Annotated in this window: 19 protein-coding genes; 11 read left to right on the top strand and 8 right to left on the bottom strand. The window is 63.1% G+C overall.

Features of this window, described 5'->3' with window-relative positions; all coding sequences use genetic code 11:
• Positions 1 to 134: 134 nt before the first annotated feature.
• From rpsI to MKI86_RS02235, 3 genes are all read right to left on the bottom strand, one after another.
• On the bottom strand, positions 135 to 611 hold the full coding sequence (gene rpsI, locus MKI86_RS02245) for a 30S ribosomal protein S9 (protein WP_241596541.1): 477 nt from the start codon (positions 609 to 611) through the stop codon (positions 135 to 137).
• Positions 612 to 613: 2 nt separating this feature from the next.
• On the bottom strand, positions 614 to 1,078 hold the full coding sequence (rplM, locus tag MKI86_RS02240) for a 50S ribosomal protein L13 (RefSeq protein WP_134650939.1): 465 nt from the start codon (positions 1,076 to 1,078) through the stop codon (positions 614 to 616).
• A 229-nt stretch (positions 1,079 to 1,307) separates the two neighbouring features.
• Positions 1,308 to 1,739, bottom strand: coding sequence for a PaaI family thioesterase (locus tag MKI86_RS02235; protein ID WP_241596538.1), 432 nt, complete (start codon positions 1,737 to 1,739; stop codon positions 1,308 to 1,310).
• A gap of 136 nt (positions 1,740 to 1,875) precedes the next feature.
• Between MKI86_RS02235 and MKI86_RS02230 the strand changes: the two genes are divergently transcribed.
• Complete coding sequence (locus MKI86_RS02230; RefSeq protein WP_241596534.1) at positions 1,876 to 2,697, top strand: enoyl-CoA hydratase; 822 nt, start codon at positions 1,876 to 1,878, stop codon at positions 2,695 to 2,697.
• Between the two features lies 1 nt (position 2,698).
• On the opposite strand, the gene MKI86_RS02225 is transcribed toward MKI86_RS02230, so the two are convergent.
• Positions 2,699 to 3,535, bottom strand: a complete 837-nt coding sequence (locus MKI86_RS02225; protein ID WP_241596531.1) for an EamA family transporter — start codon at positions 3,533 to 3,535, stop codon at positions 2,699 to 2,701.
• Positions 3,536 to 3,786: 251 nt separating this feature from the next.
• Here MKI86_RS02225 and MKI86_RS02220 point away from each other — a divergent pair, with 251 nt between their 5' ends.
• The 4 genes from MKI86_RS02220 (at position 3,787) to MKI86_RS02205 (ending at position 6,509) form a co-directional block, all read left to right on the top strand.
• Entirely contained in the window at positions 3,787 to 4,224 is a 438-nt protein-coding gene (locus MKI86_RS02220) for a CoA-binding protein (protein WP_241596528.1), read from the top strand.
• Positions 4,225 to 4,286: 62 nt separating this feature from the next.
• Positions 4,287 to 4,715 (top strand): CoA-binding protein, encoded by a 429-nt coding sequence (locus MKI86_RS02215; RefSeq protein ID WP_241596525.1) that lies wholly within the window; start codon positions 4,287 to 4,289, stop codon positions 4,713 to 4,715.
• Between the two features lie 110 nt (positions 4,716 to 4,825).
• On the top strand, positions 4,826 to 6,109 hold the full coding sequence (locus tag MKI86_RS02210; protein WP_241596522.1) for an O-acetylhomoserine aminocarboxypropyltransferase: 1,284 nt from the start codon (positions 4,826 to 4,828) through the stop codon (positions 6,107 to 6,109).
• Positions 6,110 to 6,164: 55 nt separating this feature from the next.
• A complete protein-coding gene (locus MKI86_RS02205) occupies positions 6,165 to 6,509 on the top strand; it encodes a cupin domain-containing protein (protein ID WP_241596519.1) in 345 nt (114 codons plus the stop codon).
• Here MKI86_RS02205 and MKI86_RS02200 read toward each other — a convergent pair.
• On the bottom strand, positions 6,506 to 6,979 hold the full coding sequence (locus MKI86_RS02200) for a MarR family winged helix-turn-helix transcriptional regulator (RefSeq protein ID WP_241596495.1): 474 nt from the start codon (positions 6,977 to 6,979) through the stop codon (positions 6,506 to 6,508). The two genes, MKI86_RS02205 and MKI86_RS02200, sit on opposite strands and share 4 nt — an antisense overlap.
• Before the next feature lie 109 nt (positions 6,980 to 7,088).
• Here MKI86_RS02200 and MKI86_RS02195 point away from each other — a divergent pair, with 109 nt between their 5' ends.
• Positions 7,089 to 7,889 (top strand): SDR family NAD(P)-dependent oxidoreductase, encoded by an 801-nt coding sequence (locus tag MKI86_RS02195; protein ID WP_241596492.1) that lies wholly within the window; start codon positions 7,089 to 7,091, stop codon positions 7,887 to 7,889.
• A 4-nt stretch (positions 7,890 to 7,893) separates the two neighbouring features.
• On the opposite strand, the gene MKI86_RS02190 is transcribed toward MKI86_RS02195, so the two are convergent.
• Both MKI86_RS02190 and ggt read right to left on the bottom strand, forming a co-directional pair.
• Positions 7,894 to 9,144, bottom strand: a complete 1,251-nt coding sequence (locus tag MKI86_RS02190; RefSeq protein ID WP_241596489.1) for a cytochrome P450 — start codon at positions 9,142 to 9,144, stop codon at positions 7,894 to 7,896.
• Between the two features lie 78 nt (positions 9,145 to 9,222).
• A complete protein-coding gene (gene ggt, locus MKI86_RS02185; RefSeq protein ID WP_241596486.1) occupies positions 9,223 to 10,974 on the bottom strand; it encodes a gamma-glutamyltransferase in 1,752 nt (583 codons plus the stop codon).
• A gap of 276 nt (positions 10,975 to 11,250) precedes the next feature.
• Between ggt and MKI86_RS02180 the strand changes: the two genes are divergently transcribed.
• Both MKI86_RS02180 and clpX read left to right on the top strand, forming a co-directional pair.
• The gene (locus tag MKI86_RS02180; RefSeq protein ID WP_241596484.1) at positions 11,251 to 11,883 is read left to right on the top strand and encodes an ATP-dependent Clp protease proteolytic subunit; all 633 of its coding nucleotides are present in this window, start codon (positions 11,251 to 11,253) and stop codon (positions 11,881 to 11,883) included.
• Positions 11,884 to 12,175: 292 nt separating this feature from the next.
• On the top strand, positions 12,176 to 13,453 hold the full coding sequence (clpX, locus tag MKI86_RS02175) for an ATP-dependent Clp protease ATP-binding subunit ClpX (protein WP_134650951.1): 1,278 nt from the start codon (positions 12,176 to 12,178) through the stop codon (positions 13,451 to 13,453).
• Positions 13,454 to 13,515: 62 nt separating this feature from the next.
• Here clpX and MKI86_RS02170 read toward each other — a convergent pair whose 3' ends face one another.
• Complete coding sequence (locus MKI86_RS02170) at positions 13,516 to 13,833, bottom strand: carboxymuconolactone decarboxylase family protein (protein ID WP_241596482.1); 318 nt, start codon at positions 13,831 to 13,833, stop codon at positions 13,516 to 13,518.
• Between the two features lie 467 nt (positions 13,834 to 14,300).
• Here MKI86_RS02170 and lon point away from each other — a divergent pair, with 467 nt between their 5' ends.
• From lon to MKI86_RS02155, 3 genes are all read left to right on the top strand, one after another.
• Entirely contained in the window at positions 14,301 to 16,727 is a 2,427-nt protein-coding gene (lon, locus tag MKI86_RS02165) for an endopeptidase La (RefSeq protein ID WP_241596480.1), read from the top strand.
• Positions 16,728 to 16,932: 205 nt separating this feature from the next.
• Positions 16,933 to 17,208 carry a DNA-binding protein HupB gene (hupB, locus tag MKI86_RS02160; protein ID WP_023516583.1) on the top strand — a complete coding sequence of 92 codons (276 nt, stop codon included), beginning with the start codon at positions 16,933 to 16,935 and terminating at the stop codon, positions 17,206 to 17,208.
• Between the two features lie 187 nt (positions 17,209 to 17,395).
• Positions 17,396 to 19,588, top strand: coding sequence for an esterase-like activity of phytase family protein (locus tag MKI86_RS02155; protein ID WP_241596478.1), 2,193 nt, complete (start codon positions 17,396 to 17,398; stop codon positions 19,586 to 19,588).
• Positions 19,589 to 19,694 lie beyond the last annotated feature (106 nt).

The following is a 19,694-nucleotide window of genomic DNA, read 5'->3' as shown; positions in this document are numbered from 1 at the left end:
AGGGTAAAATTGGGAGACGGGTGTGAGCGGGTCACTTTCGAGCGGCAGCGGGATCAGGGGCAACCGGTCCATCCCCAAAACGGAAAGGCCGGGGCGAACCCCGGCCTTTCCTGAAGAAAAAGTCTTCCGAGCGATTAACGCTTGGAGAACTGGAACGAACGGCGGGCCTTGGCCTTGCCGTACTTCTTGCGTTCGACGACGCGCGAGTCGCGGGTCAGGAAGCCGCCCTTCTTCAGAACCGAGCGCAGGGCCGGTTCGAAGTAGGTCAGTGCCTTGGAGATGCCGTGACGAACGGCACCGGCCTGGCCGGAAAGGCCGCCGCCAGCAACGGTCGCGTCGATGTCGAACTGACCATCACGGGCAGCTGCGACGATCGGCTGCTGCAGGATCATCTGCAGGACCGGGCGTGCGAAGTAGGCTTCGAACGACTTGCCGTTGATGGTGATCTTGCCGGAGCCCGGCTTGACCCACACGCGGGCGACAGCGTCCTTGCGCTTGCCGGTGGCGTAGGAACGGCCCTGGGCGTCAACCTTCTTGACGTGAACCGGGGCGGAAGCGGCCGGAGCTGCAGCGGCGACGCCGAGGTCCTTGAGCGAGGAGAGGTCGGCCATTATCAGGCGCTCCTTGTGTTCTTGCTGTTCAGCTTGGCGACGTCGAGAACGACGGGCTGCTGGGCTTCGTGCGGGTGGTTGGCGCCGGCGTAAACGCGCAGGTTCTTCATCTGGCGACGGCCGAGCGGGCCGCGCGGAACCATGCGCTCGACAGCCTTCTCGAGAACGCGCTCCGGGAAGCGGCCTTCGATGATCTGGCGAGCCGTACGCTCCTTGATGCCACCCGGGTAACCGGTGTGCCAGTAGTACTTCTTGTCGGAGTACTTCTTGCCGGTGAAGACGACCTTGTCGGCGTTGATCACGATGATGTTGTCACCGTCGTCGACGTGGGGCGTGAAGGTGGCCTTGTGCTTGCCGCGCAGGCGGTTCGCGATGAGGGTAGCGAGGCGACCGACAACGAGGCCTTCGGCGTCGATGAGGATCCACTTCTTCTCTACCTCGGCGGGCTTCTGTACGAAGGTACCCATGGGAGTAGCTCTTTCTGTAGGGTCCCGAAGCCTTGCGGCCTGGGGCGTTTCTTGTTGCTTGGTTTGGCGCCTTGCGGATGCCAAAAATCGAACGCGGCCCGTGGGGACCGCGATCTGGTGCGGCTTATAAGCGAGAGCGGGTAGGTCGTCAAGCGACGCAATCTGGAGGCCGCGAAAGATAGTCATTTAAAAACAATGCGTTATGAAGGTGGTATTAAGATACCGCAAATTATCGTGGTGGAATCGAGTACGTCGCGGTGGCGTGGGCCACCAGATCCTCGCCGTCGGCATCGAAAATCGAGGCGTCCACGACGGCCAGCCGCTTGCCGAGCTTGAGGAGCCGGCAGTTGCAGGAGAGGGGCCCGGGCGCGGGCTTGCGCAGGAAATTGATGTTGAGGTTGGTGGTGACGGCAAGCGCCACCGGCCCGATATGGGCAAGCACCGCGCACCATGCGCCGACATCGGCGAGCGCGAAGAGCGTGGGGCCGGAAATCGTGCCGCCAGGGCGCAGGTGCCGCTCGTTGGGCATGAGCCGCATGGTCACCGTTCCCGGGCCGACCGCCATCACCTCGAACACCTTGCCATCCTTGTGAAGCTGCGGAAAATCGGTTTCGAGGAAGCGGTTCAGCGCTTCCGGGTCCATGATCGGCGTCAGTTCCATCGCATGCGTCTCCTCTCCCCGCGTTTACAGACCGATTTGCCGCGCCCCGCAAGCCCGCTGAAAGTCTATCTTGCCGCGCTTGAAACGGGCGACGGCGCGGCGTAGGACCACACGACTATACGAGAAGGAGGTCACAATGGCGGATGTGGTGGAGTTCAGGAAAGAAGAGCAGGCAGGACTGGTGCGGATCGAGCGGCAGGCGCCGGTTCTGCGCATCACGCTGAACAATCCGCCGGCCAACGCGCTCTCCATCGCCACCATGCAGGCGCTTGCCGAGGCGCTCGATGCCGCTGCCGCGGATGACGCGATCCGCGTCGTCGTACTGGCCTCGACCGGCAAGGTCTTCTCCGCCGGCCACGATCTCAAGGAAATGACTGCGCATCGTGCGGACGCCGACGGCGGGCGTGCCTTCTTTGAGAAGACCATGCGCATGGCCGCAGACATCATGCTGAAGATCGCCGCGCTGCCGCAGCCCGTCGTGGCCGAGATCGACGGCCTGGCGACGGCTGCCGGCTGCCAGCTCGTCGCGAGCTGCGATCTCGCTATCTGCACGGACACCGCGACGTTCTGCACGCCGGGCGTCAATATCGGCCTGTTCTGCTCGACGCCGATGGTTGCCGTGACCCGCGCGGCACATCCCAAGCAGGCGATGGAGATGCTGCTGATCGGCGAGACCATCGACGCCTCCACCGCCAAGGATTTCGGCCTCGTCAACCGCATCGTGCCGCAGCAGTACCTGCGCCAGGTCGTCGACAAATACGCTGCCGTCATCGCATCCAAGTCGCCGCAGGCGCTGCGCGTCGGCAAGGCCGCGATCCGCGCCCAGGCCGGCCTGCCGGTCGCGGAAGCCTACACCATCGCCGTCACGACCATGGTCGAGAACATGCTGGCAGACGACGCAAAGGAAGGCATCGGAGCGTTTCTCGACAAGCGCATGCCGGAGTGGGATCGGACGTAAATTACGCCAGTTTCAGAATGAGCACGCCGCCGGCGATGACGGCGCCGGCGAGATAGCGCCAGATGCTGGCCTTCTCCTTGAGGATGAAGACGGAGATGAGGAGGGCGAAAAGGATGGCGGTTTCGCGCAGCGCGGCGACCGTCGCGACCGGCGCCTTGGTCATCGCCCAGAGCGCCAGCCCGTAGGAGGCGATGGAGCCCGCGCCGCCGAACAGGCCGCGTGCCCAGTTGCGGCGGACATGGTTCCAGACCGGAGCGGTGCCGCGACGCGCGATGGCCCAGGTAAACAGCAGGACCGGCGGCAGGAGCGCCATCCACAGCGTGTAGGAGATCGCGTTGCCCGAAACGCGCGCGCCCGCGCCGTCCACAAAGGTATAGGTGGCGATGACGATCGCATTGGCGAGCGCCAACAGGATGGCATGGCGCCCGCCGCGACGCGATTCGAGCGCGAGTGTCAGCACGCCAGCCGAAACGACCAGCACGCCGGCCATAGCCGTCGGTGTCAGATGTTCGCCCAGCACGAGGCCGCTCGTCATGGCGACGATGAGGGGTGCCACGCCGCGCATCAGCGGATAAACAAGCCCGATATCGCCGGCCCGATAGGCTGCCGCAACCAGCTGGAAATAGGCGAATTGCAGGACGGCCGAGACGAGGATGAACGGCCAGGCCTCCGGCTTCGGCAACGGCACGAAGGGCAGGAAGAACAGCCCGACAGCCCCCGCGCCGAGCGCGACCATCGCCGCGTCGAGCGACTTGTCCGTGCCGGATTTGACCAGCGCATTCCACGTCGCGTGCAGGGCCGCGCCGAGAAGCACGAGAAGAAGAACGTCGAACGGCAAGCTGGGACCTCGGAAGGGGAAGGCGGCGGACTGGAAGGCGTCTCTTCATCCGCCCAAATCCGTGGATTTGCAATCGGGATCCGCCGCAACTTTTGTGATGAAACGACCAGAATGCGTGATGAATGCGCCGGATTGGCACATATCGCGCTGCAAAGGCCGCGCCGGGCCGCTCTTCTTGTTTAGGGTTTCGCGCTAGAATGGCGGACAGCAAGGCAAGGGAGAGACGTTCGCGACAGCCGGAGGAGGCAGCGATGAACCACGACCATTATCCCGACAGCTATATCCGCGATATCCTTTCCGGCGTGCATACGATCGCCGTCGTCGGCGCGTCACCGAACGATGCGCGCCCGAGTCACGGCGTGATGGGCTTCCTGCTCGGCAAGGGCTATCATGTCATTCCGGTCAATCCGGGGCATGCCGGCAAGACCATTCTCGGCCAGAGGGTGCATGCGCGCCTCGCCGATATTCCTGAAATGATCGACATGGTCGACGTTTTCCGCGCCGCCAGCCAGTTCGGCGCCGTCGTGGACGAGGTGCTGGCACTGCGGCCGCTGCCACGGGTCCTGTGGGGGCAGTTTACGGTGCGTGATGACGTGGCTGCCGCACGCGCGGAGGCGGCCGGTATCCGGGTCGTGATGGACCGGTGCCCGGTGACGGAATATCCTCTGCTCATGCGCAAGGCTTCCTGACATCCATCAATATTGACTTCACGTTGCGTTACCCCAATTCTTCTCGGAAACGGGAACGCGCCATGAACCACGATTTCTATCCGGACTACTATCTTGCCGATATCCTGCGCGCGACGAAGGTGATTGCCCTCGTCGGTGCTTCGCCAAACCCGGAGCGCCCCAGCCAGCGGGTCATGGCGTTCCTCCTGCGCAAGGGATACCGCGTGATCCCCGTCAATCCCGGCCAGGCCCGCAAGGAAATCCTCGGCCAGCGCGTCGTCGGCCGTCTGGCCGATATCGAAGAGCCGATCGATATGGTCGATGTCTTCCGTGCCGCCAATGCGCTTCCCGCCGTCGTGGACGAGGTGCTGGCGCTCTCGCCTCTGCCGAAAGTCATCTGGGGACAGCTGTCCGTGCGCCACGACGAGGCCGCGGCCAGAGCCGAGGCTGCCGGGATCAAGGTCGTGATGGATCGCTGCCCGGCAATCGAGTATCCGCGCCTCATCGGCTGACGAATGCCGCGTGTAGCGCTTTGACGCATCCGCACGCACGCGGAAGACTCCCTTTGACCGGCCGCTATCTCTCTGAAATAGTGCCGGAACTTTAAAAGGGAGGTCATTCCATGACGAAGAACAAGCCGGGCTTTTCCACGCTCGCCATCCACGCAGGGGCCCAGCCGGATCCCACCACCGGCGCGCGCGTGACGCCGATCTACCAGACGGCCAGCTTCGTGTTCAACGACACGGACCATGCCGCCTCGCTTTTCGGCCTGCAGGCTTTCGGCAACATCTATACCCGCATCATGAACCCCACGCAGGCCGTGCTCGAAGAGCGCGTTGCCGCGCTCGAGGGCGGCACGGCGGCGCTTGCCGTGGCCTCCGGCCATGCCGCACAGCTCCTGGTGTTCCACACGATCATGCGCCCGGGTGACAACTTCATCGCCGCGCGCCGGCTCTATGGCGGCTCGATCAACCAGTTCGGCCATGCCTTCAAGAACTTCGACTGGCATGTGCGCTGGGCCGATACGGATGACATTTCCACCTTCGAAAGCCAGATCGACGAGAAGACCAAGGGCATCTTCATCGAAAGCCTCGCCAATCCGGGCGGCACCTTCGTCGACATCGCCGGCATTGCTGATATCGCGCACCGCCACGGCCTGCCGCTCATCGTCGACAACACCATGGCGACGCCCTATCTGCTGCGCCCGCTAGAGCATGGCGCCGATATCGTCGTGCATTCGCTGACCAAGTTCATGGGCGGTCACGGTAATTCCATGGGCGGCGTCATCGTGGACGGCGGCACGTTCGACTGGTCCGCCTCGGGCAAATATCCCGCACTCTCCGAGCCGCGCCCGGAATACGCAGGCATGGTGCTGCATTCGACCTTCGGCAACTTTGCCTTCGCCATCGCCTGCCGCGTTCTCGGGCTGCGCGATTTCGGCCCCGCCATCTCGCCGTTCAACGCCTTCCAGCTCCTGACCGGCATCGAGACGCTGCCACTGCGCATGCAGCGCCATTCCGACAATGCGCTTGCCGTCGCGACGTGGCTGAAGGGCCATGACAAGGTGGCCTGGGTCAACTATGCGGGCCTCGATGATCACCCCAACCACGCGCTGCAGCAGCGTTATTCACCGAAGGGCGCGGGCGCCGTCTTCACCATCGGCCTGAAGGGCGGCTATGAGGCGGGCAAGAAGTTCGTCGAGGGGCTGGAAATGCTTTCGCACCTCGCCAATATCGGCGACACGCGCTCGCTCGTCATCCACCCCGCATCGACGACCCACCGCCAGCTCTCCGAAGAGCAGCAGGTCGCGGCCGGCGCAGGCCCGGATGTGGTGCGCCTGTCCATCGGCATCGAGGACGCCGACGACATCATCGCAGACATCGAACAGGCCCTCGCCAAGGCCTGACGCCATGAGGGCGGCCGATCAGGCCGCCCGAACCCTCCCTGAAGCGGAAGACAGCATGAGCAAGGCACAACCCTTCGACATCTCCGGCGTCGAGCCGGAAACCGGCCGTCCCGCTGCCGACAGGCTGATCGCGGGTGATCCGGTCTTCACCAGCTGGAATATCGAGGAAGCCGACGGCGGCGTCTATTCCGGCATCTGGCAATCGACGCCGGGCAAATGGCGCATCCAGTATGACGAGTGGGAATATTTCCACATCCTCGAAGGCCACTCGATCGTCACCTCCGATGACGGGGAGGTGTTCGAGCTCAAGGCGGGCGACCGCCTGATTCTCAGACCCGGCTTCAAGGGAAGCTGGGAAGTCATTGAAACGACTCGCAAGGACTATGTCATCCGGCTCTAGCGGATCGGTTGCGCCGCCCGGAACGCTTTGGCGAAATCCGGCGAGGAAACGAGCCCTAGCAGACCGCGCATCTCCGCCGAGCGTTCGGCGCCGAAGGCGGCATCGAAGCGCGCCTGCGCGTCGCGCCATAGGGTGAGCGCTTCGGTCTGCTTGGCCGCGCCGGTCGCCGTCAACCTGGCGCGACGGACGCGTCCGTCCTTCTCGTCGGCGATCAGCTCGACCAGTCCGTCCCGTGTCAGCGGCTTCAGCGTGTGGCCGAGGGCGGACAGGTCCATGACCAGCGCTTCCGCGAGAGGCTTCAGGGGAATGCCGTCCCGCCCTGCAAGCGCGATCTGCGACATCAGCGAAAACTGCGTGCCCTTGAGGCCGCTCGGCGCAATCACATCGTCATAGAGCTGGCCAAGCTGCCGCGCCGCGCGGCGGATCGCGCTGTTGGTGCAGTGCTGCCAGACGCCTTCGGGTTCATTCATCTCTCAACTCCTCCAATCCTCGATAAAAATCGAAAGGCCCACTTGCAAGTGGAAACGCGCCTCTCCAATATAATGGTATATACCACTAAATTCAAACCGGAGACCTGCCATGACCACTTCATCCCCGCTCGGAACCGCTCTCGTTACAGGCGCATCCGCCGGCATCGGTGCCACCTATGCCGACCGGCTCGCCCGCCGCGGCCACGATCTCATCCTTGTTGCCCGCGATACGGCGCGGCTCTCGGCGCTGGCGCAGACGCTGAAGGCGCAGTACGGCATCGCCGTCGACATCCTGCGCGCCGACCTCTCTGTGCCCACAGATCTGCGTTTCGTCGAAAAGCGCCTGCGTGAGGATGCGGCGGTCACGCTCTTCGTCAACAATGCGGGCATCGGTCCTAAGGGCCCGCTGCTTGCCGACGATGTCGACTATCTCGACACGATGATCGCGCTCAACGTGACCGCCGCAAACCGGCTTGCCGTTGCCGCCGCACAGGCCTTTTCCGCCCGGGGCAACGGCACCATCGTCAACATCGCCTCGGCGGTCGCCATCGTGCCGGAACTCTTCAACGGTACCTACAGCGGCAGCAAGGCCTTCGTGCTGGCCTTCACGCAGGCGCTGGCGAAGGAACTCGACGGCACGGGCGTGCGCCTCCAAGCCGTTCTGCCGGGCCTGACGCGCACGGAACTGTTCGACCGGGCAGGGGGCTCCGTCGAGGCGCTGGACCCGAATCGCGTGATGGACGTGGCCGATCTCGTCGATGCCGCTCTTGCCGGCCTCGATCAGGGAGAGCTGGTCACCATCCCGTCGCTGCCGGAAAAGGCCGACTGGGAGAAGCTGGAAGCCGCCCGCTTCGTGCTGGGACCGAACATCTCGCACAACAAGCCGGCCGCGCGCTACGCGACGGCCTGACCGTTCACCATTCCAGCTCCAGCGCCTCCAGCCCGTGGAAGTGATAGACGTCCTTGACCACGGGCGGCTTTGCGATGCGCAGGCCCGGCAGGCGCTGGAAGAGGATCGGCAGGGCGATGTTGAGCTCGAGCCGGGCCAGCGGCGCGCCGATGCAGAAATGGATGCCGGCGCCGAACGAGAGATTGGCGCCCTCATTGCGATCCGGCCGGAAAGTCAGCGGATCGGAGAACTTCTGTGGATCGAGATTGGCGGCGGCGAGGATCATCGCGACCTTGTCGCCGCGGCGGAACTGGATGCCGTCGAGTTCCACATCCTCCAGCGCGAAACGGTCGAAGATGTGAACCGGCGCTGAGATGCGCAGGCATTCCTCCACTGTGCGCTCCGTCGCCTTCTCGTCGGCGAAGAGTACCGTGGGGTCGGCGCCGTCTTCCAGAATGGTGCGCACGGCATTGCCGATCTGGTGGACGGTCGCCTCGTGGCCGGCGTTCAACAACACGATGGTGGTGGAGACGAGTTCGTCGTCGGTCAGAAGCTGGCCGCGATGTTCGGTATGCACCATGTGCGAAAGCAGGTCGTCGCGCGGCTCGGCGCGGCGCTCGGCGATGACGCCGCGCACATAGTCCGAAAACTCCTGGGCGGCCTTGTCGGCAGCAAGCTCGTCGGCATGGGTGCGGCCGAACATGTACATGCGCACATAGGCATGCGACCATTTCAGGAGCTGCGGGCCCATTTCATCGGGAATGCCGATCATGCGGGCGATCATGGTGACCGGCAGGATATCCGCGAAGGCCGATAGGAGCTCGACCTTGCCGTCCTTCTCGAAGCGGTCGATCGCTTGATGGCAGAGATCGGTAATCTCCGGCGTCAGCTTCTCGATCATGCGCGAGACGAAGGCACGGTTGACGAGGGTGCGAAGCCGCGTGTGTTCCGGCGGCTCCAGTTCCAGCAGCGACCAGGCTTCAGCGGCATCGAAATGCGCGACATGCGGCTGCGGCTCGGGAAGGCCGAGTTCCTCGCGGCTTGCGACATGAAGAATCTGCCGGCCGAAGCGGCGGTCGCGCAGAAGGCTATTCACATGGTCGTAGCCCGTAAAATACCACTTCTTCTGCTCTTCCCACCAGAAGGTGGGACATTGCGCATGGAGCGCGGCATAGACCGGGTTCGGATCGCGGTAAAAGGCGGGATCGCGGCCATCGAGGGAGACGCGTCGGGTGGCGGCATCGATGGTGAGGAAGGGGAAGGATGTCGTCGTCATACGGCATGACGTAGCGGATTTCATGCGCCCATGAAAGCGCGGCAAAACGCCTTCAACAGCCATCTCATGCGACCCCTTTCACCGGCCGACCGCGACGCCCTCGCGCCGCGGATCGGCCGCACCCTTCAAGGCGTCTGCGGTAAGCTCGATGGCGTGCAGGCCGGAATTCATTTCGCCGATCTTCACCTCGTAACCGAGGTCCTTCAGCGGTGCGGCGAGCTTTTCCGCATCGGTGCCGGCTTCGATGTCGTAGGGGCCGAACCGGTTGATGAGATGGGGCATCGCGACGATCTCGCCGACATCCATGCCCCAGTCGATATAGGCGATCAGCGCCTGCGCGACATAGCCGATGATCTGGCTGCCGCCGGGCGAGCCGATGGCAAGCAGCGGCCGGCCGTCCTTCAAGACGATGGTCGGCGACATGGAGGAGCGCGGCCGCTTGCCGGGCTCGACGCGGTTGGCGACGGGCATGCCGTCGTCATGGGTCTTGAACGAGAAGTCCGTCAGTTCGTTGTTGAGCAGGAAGCCATTGGTCATGAGCCGCGAGCCGAAGCCGTTCTCGATGGTCGTGGTCATGGACACGACATTGCCCTTGTCGTCGACAATGACGAAATGGCTGGTGGAAGGCAGTTCGATGGCGGCGTCGCGACCGAAATTGAAAGCGTGGTCCCATTCTGGCTTGCCGGCGCTCACGGCGTCCTCGACAAGCGCTTTTTCGCCGTCAAGCAGTCTGGCGCGCTCCCCGAGATAGGCTTTTTCCGTCAGTCCCTTGATGGGCGCCGGTACGAAATCCGTGTCGGCGAGGTAACGCTCCCGGTCGGCGAAGGCGAGGCGCTGGGCATCCCCGATCAGCCGCCAGCTTTGCGGATTGTCCTTGCCGAGCGCCTTGAGGTCGAAGTTCTCCAGCATGCCGAGCATCTGGCCGATGGCAACAGCGCCGGAAGAGGGCGGCCCCATGCCGCAGACGTCGAGGGCGCGATAGGTGACGCAGACCGGCTCGCGCTCCTTGACCCGGTAGTTGGCGAGATCGGCGAGCGACAGCACGCCCGCATTCTTTCCCGCCATTCGGACCGTATCGACGATCGCTTCTGCGATCGGGCCCTCATAGAAGGCCGCCGCGCCGCCATTTGCAACGGCCTTGAGCGTCTCGGCATAGGCGGGGTTCTTGAGGATGGCGCCGGCCTTGAGAGGCACGCCGTCGGGCCCGAAGAAGTAGGATGCCGTCGGTTCGAAGGTCTTCAGCCGGTCGCCCTCGGCCGCGATCAGGCCGGCGAGGCGCGGCGAGACGGCGAAGCCATCGCTTGCCAACTTCTGCGCCGGCGCGAAGAGGTCCTTCCACGCCATGACGCCCCATCGGTTATGCGCCTCCTGCATCAGCATCACGGTGCCGGGCGTGCCGACGGAGCGCCCGCCGACGACGGCATCGAAAAACGCCAGCGGTTCGCCCTTGTCGTCGAGGAAAAGCTTCGGCGTCGCCTCCATCGGCGCGGTCTCGCGGCCATCGAGCGTGGTGATCCGTTTTGCCTGCGCATCGTAATAGACAAGGAAGGCGCCGCCGCCGAGGCCGGAGGATTGCGGTTCGACGAGGCCGAGCACGGTCTGTACGGCGATCATGGCATCGATGGCGCTGCCGCCCTGGCCAAGGATTTTCGCGCCCGCTTCGGCGGCGAGCGGGTGGGCGGCGGCGACCATGTGCTTTTCGGCGGTGACGATGCCAACGGCCGCCCGGCCCGTGGCGCGCTCGGGAGCGACTGTGTCGGACGCCTGCTGGGCGGGCGCGGTCGTGCTTGCAAGAGCCAGGATGCCAAAGGCGATGAGGACGCGTTTCATGGTGATTGCCTCCGCTGGAGTCGATATAGTGCAGCCGATCACGGGCATGAGGCAAGGCGGGCGAAAGAATTCATCTTTCCTTCACCCTGTCTGCGGATCGGTTGTGGAAATCCTGCCTGCGCATTGCGCCGATTAACCGCATTCTCGCATACAACGCCGCAAAACATGGCGCCGTCTTGAAGTCAGATACCCTGACACTCTATGTAGGGAATACGAAACTTGCTGATTCCCAACGCTTGGGCGAGGGTTTCAGGGCACTTGAGATGAAGGATTGATATGAGAAATCCCGTAGATACCGCCATGGCTCTGGTGCCGATGGTCGTCGAGCAGACCAACCGCGGCGAGCGTTCCTACGACATCTATTCGCGTCTCCTCAAGGAGCGCATCATCTTCCTGACCGGTCCGGTGGAAGATCACATTGCCACGCTCGTGTGCGCGCAGCTTCTCTTCCTCGAGGCCGAAAACCCGAAAAAGGAAATCGCGCTCTACATCAATTCGCCGGGCGGCGTCGTCACCTCGGGCATGGCGATCTACGACACGATGCAGTTCATCAAGCCGGCCGTGTCGACGCTGTGCATCGGCCAGGCGGCCTCCATGGGCTCGCTGCTTCTGGCCGCCGGCCACAAGGACATGCGCTTCGCCACCCCGAATGCGCGCATCATGGTGCACCAGCCCTCCGGCGGCTTCTCCGGCCAAGCCTCGGATATCGAGCGCCACGCCAAGGACATCATCAAGATGAAGCGCAAGCTGAACGAAATCTACGTCAAGCATTGCGGCCGCACCTACGAGGAAGTGGAACAGACGCTCGACCGCGACCATTTCATGAGCGCCGACGAGGCGAAGGACTGGGGTCTGGTCGACCGCGTCATCACCAGCCGCGAGGCTATCGAGGGTGCTGACGGCGCATAATGTCATGGTTTTGCCGCCGATGAAGCTATTGTGACACATTTGTAAGGTTCACAGGGCTTTATCCCGGCGGCAAAGCCGCTAATATTGGCCGTTAATGCTATGTTGATTTGTGAGGACCTAGCATTCGGTATTTCGGTGGGGGATTCGTTGCCACCGGCCAGGGGTGTGTCGCCCCGTCCGGTTAGTACCCCCTAAGCCTTGACGGGCTGCGCTTCCCGAGCGTTCCGGAAAAGGCGGTTTGAGTGTCCGGCCATCTTGCGAGGGGTGGACGGCGTGCTGGAAGGAAAGTGATATGAGCAAGGTCAGCGGCAGCAACGGCGGCGACTCGAAGAATACCCTCTACTGCTCCTTCTGCGGCAAGAGCCAGCACGAGGTCCGCAAGCTTATTGCCGGACCGACCGTATTCATCTGCGATGAATGCGTCGAATTGTGCATGGACATCATCCGCGAGGAGAACAAGACCTCGATGGTGAAATCCCGCGACGGCGTTCCCACGCCCCAGGATATCATCAAGGTCCTCGACGAATATGTCATCGGCCAGCAGCAGGCCAAGCGCATCCTGTCGGTCGCGGTGCACAACCACTACAAGCGCCTGGCGCATGCCGCCAAGGGCTCCGACGTGGAACTGGCCAAGTCGAACATCATGCTGGTCGGCCCGACGGGTTGCGGCAAGACCTACCTTGCCCAGACGCTCGCCCGCATCATCGACGTGCCCTTCACCATGGCCGACGCCACGACGCTGACCGAAGCCGGTTACGTTGGCGAGGACGTGGAGAACATCATCCTCAAACTCCTGCAGGCGGCCGACTACAATGTCGAACGCGCGCAGCGCGGCATCGTCTATATCGACGAAGTCGACAAGATTTCGCGCAAGTCGGACAATCCGTCGATCACGCGTGACGTCTCGGGCGAGGGCGTGCAGCAGGCGCTTCTGAAGATCATGGAAGGCACGGTTGCCTCGGTTCCCCCGCAGGGCGGCCGCAAGCATCCGCAGCAGGAATTCCTCCAGGTCGACACGACGAACATCCTGTTCATCTGCGGCGGCGCCTTTGCCGGCCTAGACAAGATTATCTCCGCCCGTGGCGAGAAGACCTCGATCGGCTTCGGCGCGATGGTGCGTGCACCGGAAGATCGCCGCGTCGGCGAGGTTCTGCGCGAACTGGAGCCGGAAGACTTGGTCAAGTTCGGCCTCATCCCGGAATTCATCGGTCGTCTGCCGGTTCTGGCGACGCTCGAGGATCTCGATGAGGACGCGCTGATCCAGATCCTGTCGGAGCCGAAGAACGCGCTCGTCAAGCAGTACCAGCGCCTGTTCGAGATGGAAGACGTCGAACTGACCTTCCACGAGGATGCGCTGCGCGAGATTGCCCGCAAGGCCATCGTCCGCAAGACGGGCGCCCGTGGCCTGCGCTCTATCATGGAAAAGATCCTGCTCGACACGATGTTCGAACTGCCGGAACTGGAAGGCGTACGCGAAGTCGTCATCTCCGACGAAGTCGCCAAGGGCACCGCCCGGCCGCTGTACATCTACTCCGAGCGCGCAGACGAGAAGGCCAACGTTTCGGCCTGATCCGTCGCAGCATTTCAGACAGAAGACCCGCCCGGCAACGGGCGGGTCTTGTCATTTACGCCTCAGCGATCATAGGCCGCAATGGCGGCGGGCAGGGCGGCCGTGACGCCGTTACCGACCGCGGGCAGCCCCGTCAGGACGGCGCTGACGACTTCCTCGCGGCTTGCGCCGTTCGCCTTGGCTTCCGCCACATGGAAAGCAAGCCCGCTTTCCAGCCTGACGGCCGCAAGCACCGCGATATAGGCGAGCGACTGCGTCTTGGCGTCGAGCGCCGAGGCCGCGCCAAGCTTCGCCACGGCCTCCAGCCAGGCCTGACTGTGCGCCGGTGCGTCCTTCGTGAATGTCTGGAATGCGTTGCTGACGAGAGAAGTGTCGTTCACGGACGGTCCTTTCCTGATATAGTCGCCAAGATTATGGCACTTCATAAGCCCGCCGGTCTTGCGGCAGGTCAAGAAGCGCGGTTTTTCGGGTGTCCGCTGGGCGGCCGCGCGCTACATTTCGTGATTGGCCGCTTGCGCCCGGAAAGGGCATGATGCAAGGGAGCCGATGTTGCGAGAGACCGTTGCGAAACACCGCGCGGCAGGCGAATATGGAAGACCGCGAATCTGCTTGGCAAAATGCGTCGGCGGCGCCGTTGGTGGGAAGGCCGCAAGGTCCGCGACAGCGCGGAAGACTAGTGTTCCTGATGTTCGTTCGTCTGGCCGGCGGCTGGAAGGGGGCTCCCTGTCGCCGGGCTTGAAAAAGCGTTAACCGCACGCCACTTGTGGATGGAAAAGATCGCCGGCCCGGTGCCTTCAGGCGCCGATCGGTCCGGTTCCCGGAAACGGGACGTTTGAAAGGAAATGACATGACGAAGAAGACGTCTGCGCCGCACGAATCCACGGCCTTCCCGGTCCTGCCCCTGCGCGACATCGTGGTATTCCCGCACATGATCGTGCCGTTGTTCGTCGGTCGCGAAAAGTCGATCCGTGCGCTGGAAGAGGTCATGGGCACCGACAAGCAGATCATGCTTGCCACCCAGATCAACGCTTCCGACGACGATCCGGAAACCGACGCCATCTATCGCATCGGCACCGTGGCCAACGTTCTCCAGCTCCTGAAGCTGCCCGACGGCACCGTAAAGGTGCTGGTCGAAGGCCGCGCGCGCGCCGAGATCGACGGCTACACCGATCGCGAGGAATTCTACGAGGCAACCGCCCACGTTCTGGTGGAGCCGGAGGAGGATCCGGTCGAGATCGAGGCGCTGTCGCGCTCGGTCGTCTCCGAGTTCGAGAACTACGTCAAGCTCAACAAGAAAATCTCTCCCGAGGTCGTCGGTGCCGCGAGCCAGATCGAGGACTACTCGAAGCTCGCCGACACGGTTGCCTCGCACCTGTCCATCAAGATCGTCGAGAAGCAGGAGATGCTCGAGACGACGAGCGTCAAGCTGCGGCTTGAAAAGGCGCTCGGCTTCATGGAAGGCGAGATTTCCGTCCTGCAGGTCGAAAAGCGCATCCGCTCGCGCGTCAAGCGCCAGATGGAGAAGACCCAGCGCGAGTACTACCTCAACGAACAGATGAAGGCGATCCAGAAGGAGCTCGGCGACGGCGAGGACGGCCGCGACGAGATGGCCGAACTGGAAGAGAAGATCGCCAAGGTCAAGCTTTCCAAGGAGGCCCGCGAAAAGGCGGATGCCGAGCTGAAGAAGCTGCGCCAGATGAGCCCGATGTCGGCCGAAGCCACCGTCGTGCGCAACTATCTCGACTGGCTGACGGGTATTCCGTGGGGCAAGAAGTCGAAGATCAAGACCGACCTCAACGCGGCGGAAAAGATCCTCGATGAGGACCATTTCGGTCTCGACAAGGTCAAGGAGCGCATCGTCGAATATCTCGCCGTGCAGGCCCGCTCGACCAAGATCAAGGGCCCGATCCTTTGCCTCGTCGGCCCTCCGGGCGTCGGCAAGACCTCGCTCGCCAAGTCGATCGCCAAGGCGACCGGCCGTGAGTATATCCGCATGGCGCTTGGCGGCGTACGCGACGAGGCCGAGATCCGCGGTCACCGCCGCACCTATATCGGCTCGATGCCCGGCAAGGTCATCCAGTCGATGAAGAAGGCCAAGAAGTCCAATCCGCTCTTCCTGCTCGACGAGATCGACAAGATGGGCATGGATTTCCGCGGCGATCCGTCTTCTGCCCTGCTCGAGGTGCTGGATCCGGAACAGAACTCGACCTTCATGGATCACTACCTGGAAGTCGAATACGACCTGTCCAACGTCATGTTCGTGACGACGGCGAACACGCTGAACATTCCAGCACCCCTGATGGACCGCATGGAAGTGATCCGCATCGCCGGCTACACGGAAGAAGAAAAGCTGGAAATCGCCAAGCGGCACCTGCTGCCGAAGGCGATCCGCGACCACGCGCTGCAGCCGAAGGAATTTTCGGTCACCGACGGCGCGTTGATGGCGATCATCCAGCAGTACACCCGCGAAGCCGGTGTGCGTAACTTCGAGCGTGAACTGATGAAGCTCGCCCGCAAGGCGGTGACCGAGATCATCAAGGGCAAGGCAGAGAAGGTCGAAGTCACGGCTGACAACATCCATGACTTCCTCGGTGTACCGCGCTTCCGCCACGGCGAAGCCGAGCGCGAGGATCAGGTCGGCGTCGTCACGGGTCTTGCCTGGACGGAAGTCGGCGGCGAGCTGCTCACCATCGAAGGCGTCAGTCTGCCGGGTGGCAAGGGCCGCATGACGGTAACCGGCAACCTGAAGGACGTGATGAAGGAATCGATTTCGGCAGCGGCGTCCTATGTCCGCTCGCGCGCCGTCGATTTCGGCATCGAGCCGCCGCGCTTCGACAAGACCGACATCCACGTGCACGTGCCGGAAGGCGCAACGCCGAAGGACGGTCCGTCGGCCGGTATCGCCATGGCGACCGCCATCGTTTCCATCATGACCGGCATTCCGGTCTCGAAGGATATCGCGATGACGGGCGAAGTGACGCTACGCGGTCGGGTCCTACCCATCGGTGGCCTGAAGGAAAAGCTGCTCGCGGCCCTTCGCGGCGGTATCAAGAAGGTTCTGATCCCGGAAGAGAATGCCAAGGATCTGGCTGACATTCCGGACAATGTGAAGAACAACATGGAGATCGTTCCGGTCTCGCGCATGGGCGAGGTCATCGAGCACGCCCTGCTGCGCAAGCCCGAGCCGATCGAATGGGATAGCGCTGCGGCCGAAGCGGCCAAGGTTCCGGCCGTCGAATCGTCGGAAGACAGCACCGGCGCCATCGCGCATTGAGCCATTACGCCGGCTAAAGACCCCGGCTTTTGGACCCTGAACTTGAAAAGACCGGCCCTTTGGCCGGTCTTTTTCGTTGAAAATCGTGTGTAAAGCCCGGATTCTCAGGCGATTGCGACGAAATTTTCTTGCGGGGCGAAGGGTGATGCGTATTCTGCCCCCGACTTGTATGAGTCGTTTCAAACCGTATGAAAGGGGTGGAAACATGAACAAGAATGAACTCGTATCCGCGGTGGCTGAAAAGTCGGGCCTGTCGAAGACGGACGCAGCATCGGCTGTCGACGCCGTATTCGAGACCATCCAGGGCGAACTCAAGAACGGCGGCGACGTTCGTCTCGTCGGTTTCGGCAATTTCTCCGTATCGCGCCGTGAAGCTTCGAAGGGTCGTAACCTTTCGACGGGCGCCGAGATCGAGATCCCTGCACGCAACGTGCCGAAGTTCTCGGCCGGCAAGGGCCTGAAGGACGCCGTCAACGGCTGATCCTCAGTTCGGGCAGAGCGGTTATCCACTCCGCCGCAACACCTGACATTCAGGGTCGGGGTCCGGTTCGTCCGGGCCCCTTTTTATTTGCGGCACAAAGTCCGGGTTCGTCGCCGGCTGTCATGTCGCTGTAACACGAAAGCCGCAGAACCGCCGGGTTCCATTCAACCGGATTCCGGAGGATCCCATGAAAACCCGTTCGCTCACTGCCGCACTGGCAGCCGTGCTGGCTGCGTCCGCTGCGCCGGCCGCAAGCGCCGAGCCCGTCTTCAACCGCATCGCATCCTTTGCCGTTGCCGACAATCTGCCCGATGGCACCGAAAAGGCGACGCCGACCTCGGCGGAGATCATCGCCGCGACGGAAGACGGCAACACGCTGGTCTACTCCGACAGCCCGAACAAGGCGATCGGCTTCGTCGACATCACCGATGCGAAGGCGCCGAAGGCCGGCGGCTCCGTCAGGCTCGAAGGCGAGCCGACCTCGGTAACCGTGGCCGGCGCCAAGGTGCTGGTCGCCGTCAACACGCGTGAAAGCTTCACCAATCCCTCGGGCGTTCTGGCCCAGGTGGATCTCGCGTCGAAGGCGGTCGAGGCGACCTGCGATATCGGCGGCCAGCCGGACTCCATCGCGCTCAACAAGGACAAGACGATTGCCGCGATCGCCATCGAAAACGAGCGCGACGAGGACGTGAACGACGGCGCTCTGCCGCAGATGCCGGCCGGCGACCTGGTGCTTCTCTCCGTCAAGGACGGCGTGGTCGATTGCGGCTCGCTCAAGCGCGTCGATCTGACCGGGCTTGCCGACATCGGTGGCGAGGATCCGGAACCGGAATTCGTGTCCTTCAACAGTCTGGATGAAGTGGCCGTCACCCTTCAGGAGAACAACCATCTCGTCATCGTCGACGGCAAGACGGGCACAGTAAAGAGCCACTTCTCCGCCGGCACCGTCAGCCTGGAAGGCATCGACACCAAGAAGGACGGTGCGCTGAAGTTCACCGGCGAGATGAAGGATGTCGCGCGCGAGCCTGACGCCGTGAAGTGGCTGGACGACAACCGCCTTGTCGTCGCCAACGAGGGCGACTGGAAGGGTGGCGCAAGGGGCTTCACCATCTTCGACAAGCAGGGCAAGGTTCTCTACGAGAATGGCGCGGCCTTCGAGCGCGAGATCGTGAAGATCGGCCACTATCCCGACAAGCGCAACAAGAAGGGCGTCGAGCCGGAAGGCCTGGAAGCGGCGAAGTTCGGCGAGGACAACCTGTTCTTCGTGCTTGCCGAGCGCGCCTCCATCGTCGGCGTTTACAAGGATACCGGCGGCGAGCCCGAGCTTCTCCAGCTTTTGCCCTCCGGCATCGCACCTGAAGGGGCCGTCGCCATTCCCGCCCGCAATCTTTTCGTGACGGCCAACGAGGCCGATCTGGTCGAGGATGGCGGCGCGCGCTCGCATGTCATGATCTATGAGCGTGCGGAAGGCGAGGCAGCCTATCCGCAGCTGGTCTCCACGGAAAAGGATGGCGAGCTGATCGGCTTCGGCGCTCTGTCCGGCCTTGCGCCGGTGCCGGAAAAGCCGGGCTTCGTCTACGCCGTGAACGATTCCTTCTACGCTTCGCAGCCGACAATCTTCACGATCGACGCCACGGCAAAGCCGGCGAAGATCGTCGATGCGTTGCGCATTACCCGCAACGGCGCGGCCGCCCAGAAGCTCGACATCGAGGGTATCACGCCGGATGGCGAGGGTGGCTTCTGGCTGGCCAACGAGGGCGACGCCGACAAGCTCTACAGCCATGCGATCATCAACGTAAACGCCAAGGGCGAGATCCAGATGGAGATCGCCATTCCCGCCGAACTGCGCGCGCATGAAAAGCGCTTCGGCTTCGAAGGCATCACCAGCGTCGGCGAAGGCGACGACAAGGTGCTGTGGATGGCTGTGCAGCGGGAATGGGGCGACGACGAGAAGGGTTTCGTCAAGCTCGTGTCCTACAAACCGTCGTCCAAGGAATGGGGTGCCGTGCGCTACCCGCTCGACAAAGCCGAAACCGGCTGGGTCGGCCTGTCGGAAATCACCGCCAGTGGCGACTATGCCTATGTCATCGAGCGCGACAACCAGATCGGTCGGGCCGCCAAGCTGAAGAAGCTCTTCCGCGTCGCTCTGGCTGACATGAAGCCGGCCAAGCTCGGTGGTGATCTGTCGGTCGTGAAGAAGGAAGAGGTCCGCGATCTCATTCCCGACCTCAAGGCTACCAACGGCTACATCGTGGACAAGGTCGAAGGGTTCACCATCGATGCCGCCGGCAACGGCTTCGTCGTGACGGACAATGACGGTGTGGACGATTCCTCCGGCGAGACGCTGTTCTTCGGGATCGGGCCGATCAACACCATGTAAGCAGAGCGGCCCGGCGCCGGCCCCGCCAGGGGGAGGGCGCCGGCCAGCCGCGCCAGACATGAAAAGGCCGGCATCTTTCGATGCCGGCCTTTTCCGTTTTCATAAT

Origin of the sequence: Shinella sedimenti (assembly GCF_022601905.1) — a bacterium.
In the GTDB taxonomy this organism is placed as follows: Bacteria; Pseudomonadota; Alphaproteobacteria; order Rhizobiales; family Rhizobiaceae; genus Shinella; species Shinella sedimenti.
The sequence above is the reverse complement of the archived record's forward strand: the minus strand, read 5'-3'. Positions and strand labels throughout refer to the sequence as shown.

Coding starts and splice junctions, on each gene's coding strand:
- rpsI (WP_241596541.1), bottom strand. CDS start 611: ATGGCCGACCTCTCCTCGCTCAAGGACCTCGGCGTCGCCGCTGCAGCT.
- rplM (WP_134650939.1), bottom strand. CDS start 1,078: ATGGGTACCTTCGTACAGAAGCCCGCCGAGGTAGAGAAGAAGTGGATC.
- MKI86_RS02235 (WP_241596538.1), bottom strand. CDS start 1,739: ATGGAACTGACGCCGATCATGGACCCGGAAGCGCTGAACCGCTTCCTC.
- MKI86_RS02230 (WP_241596534.1), top strand. CDS start 1,876: ATGGCGGATGTGGTGGAGTTCAGGAAAGAAGAGCAGGCAGGACTGGTG.
- MKI86_RS02220 (WP_241596528.1), top strand. CDS start 3,787: ATGAACCACGACCATTATCCCGACAGCTATATCCGCGATATCCTTTCC.
- MKI86_RS02215 (WP_241596525.1), top strand. CDS start 4,287: ATGAACCACGATTTCTATCCGGACTACTATCTTGCCGATATCCTGCGC.
- MKI86_RS02210 (WP_241596522.1), top strand. CDS start 4,826: ATGACGAAGAACAAGCCGGGCTTTTCCACGCTCGCCATCCACGCAGGG.
- MKI86_RS02205 (WP_241596519.1), top strand. CDS start 6,165: ATGAGCAAGGCACAACCCTTCGACATCTCCGGCGTCGAGCCGGAAACC.
- MKI86_RS02200 (WP_241596495.1), bottom strand. CDS start 6,979: ATGAATGAACCCGAAGGCGTCTGGCAGCACTGCACCAACAGCGCGATC.
- MKI86_RS02195 (WP_241596492.1), top strand. CDS start 7,089: ATGACCACTTCATCCCCGCTCGGAACCGCTCTCGTTACAGGCGCATCC.
- MKI86_RS02190 (WP_241596489.1), bottom strand. CDS start 9,144: ATGACGACGACATCCTTCCCCTTCCTCACCATCGATGCCGCCACCCGA.
- ggt (WP_241596486.1), bottom strand. CDS start 10,974: ATGAAACGCGTCCTCATCGCCTTTGGCATCCTGGCTCTTGCAAGCACG.
- MKI86_RS02180 (WP_241596484.1), top strand. CDS start 11,251: ATGAGAAATCCCGTAGATACCGCCATGGCTCTGGTGCCGATGGTCGTC.
- clpX (WP_134650951.1), top strand. CDS start 12,176: ATGAGCAAGGTCAGCGGCAGCAACGGCGGCGACTCGAAGAATACCCTC.
- lon (WP_241596480.1), top strand. CDS start 14,301: ATGACGAAGAAGACGTCTGCGCCGCACGAATCCACGGCCTTCCCGGTC.
- hupB (WP_023516583.1), top strand. CDS start 16,933: ATGAACAAGAATGAACTCGTATCCGCGGTGGCTGAAAAGTCGGGCCTG.
- MKI86_RS02155 (WP_241596478.1), top strand. CDS start 17,396: ATGAAAACCCGTTCGCTCACTGCCGCACTGGCAGCCGTGCTGGCTGCG.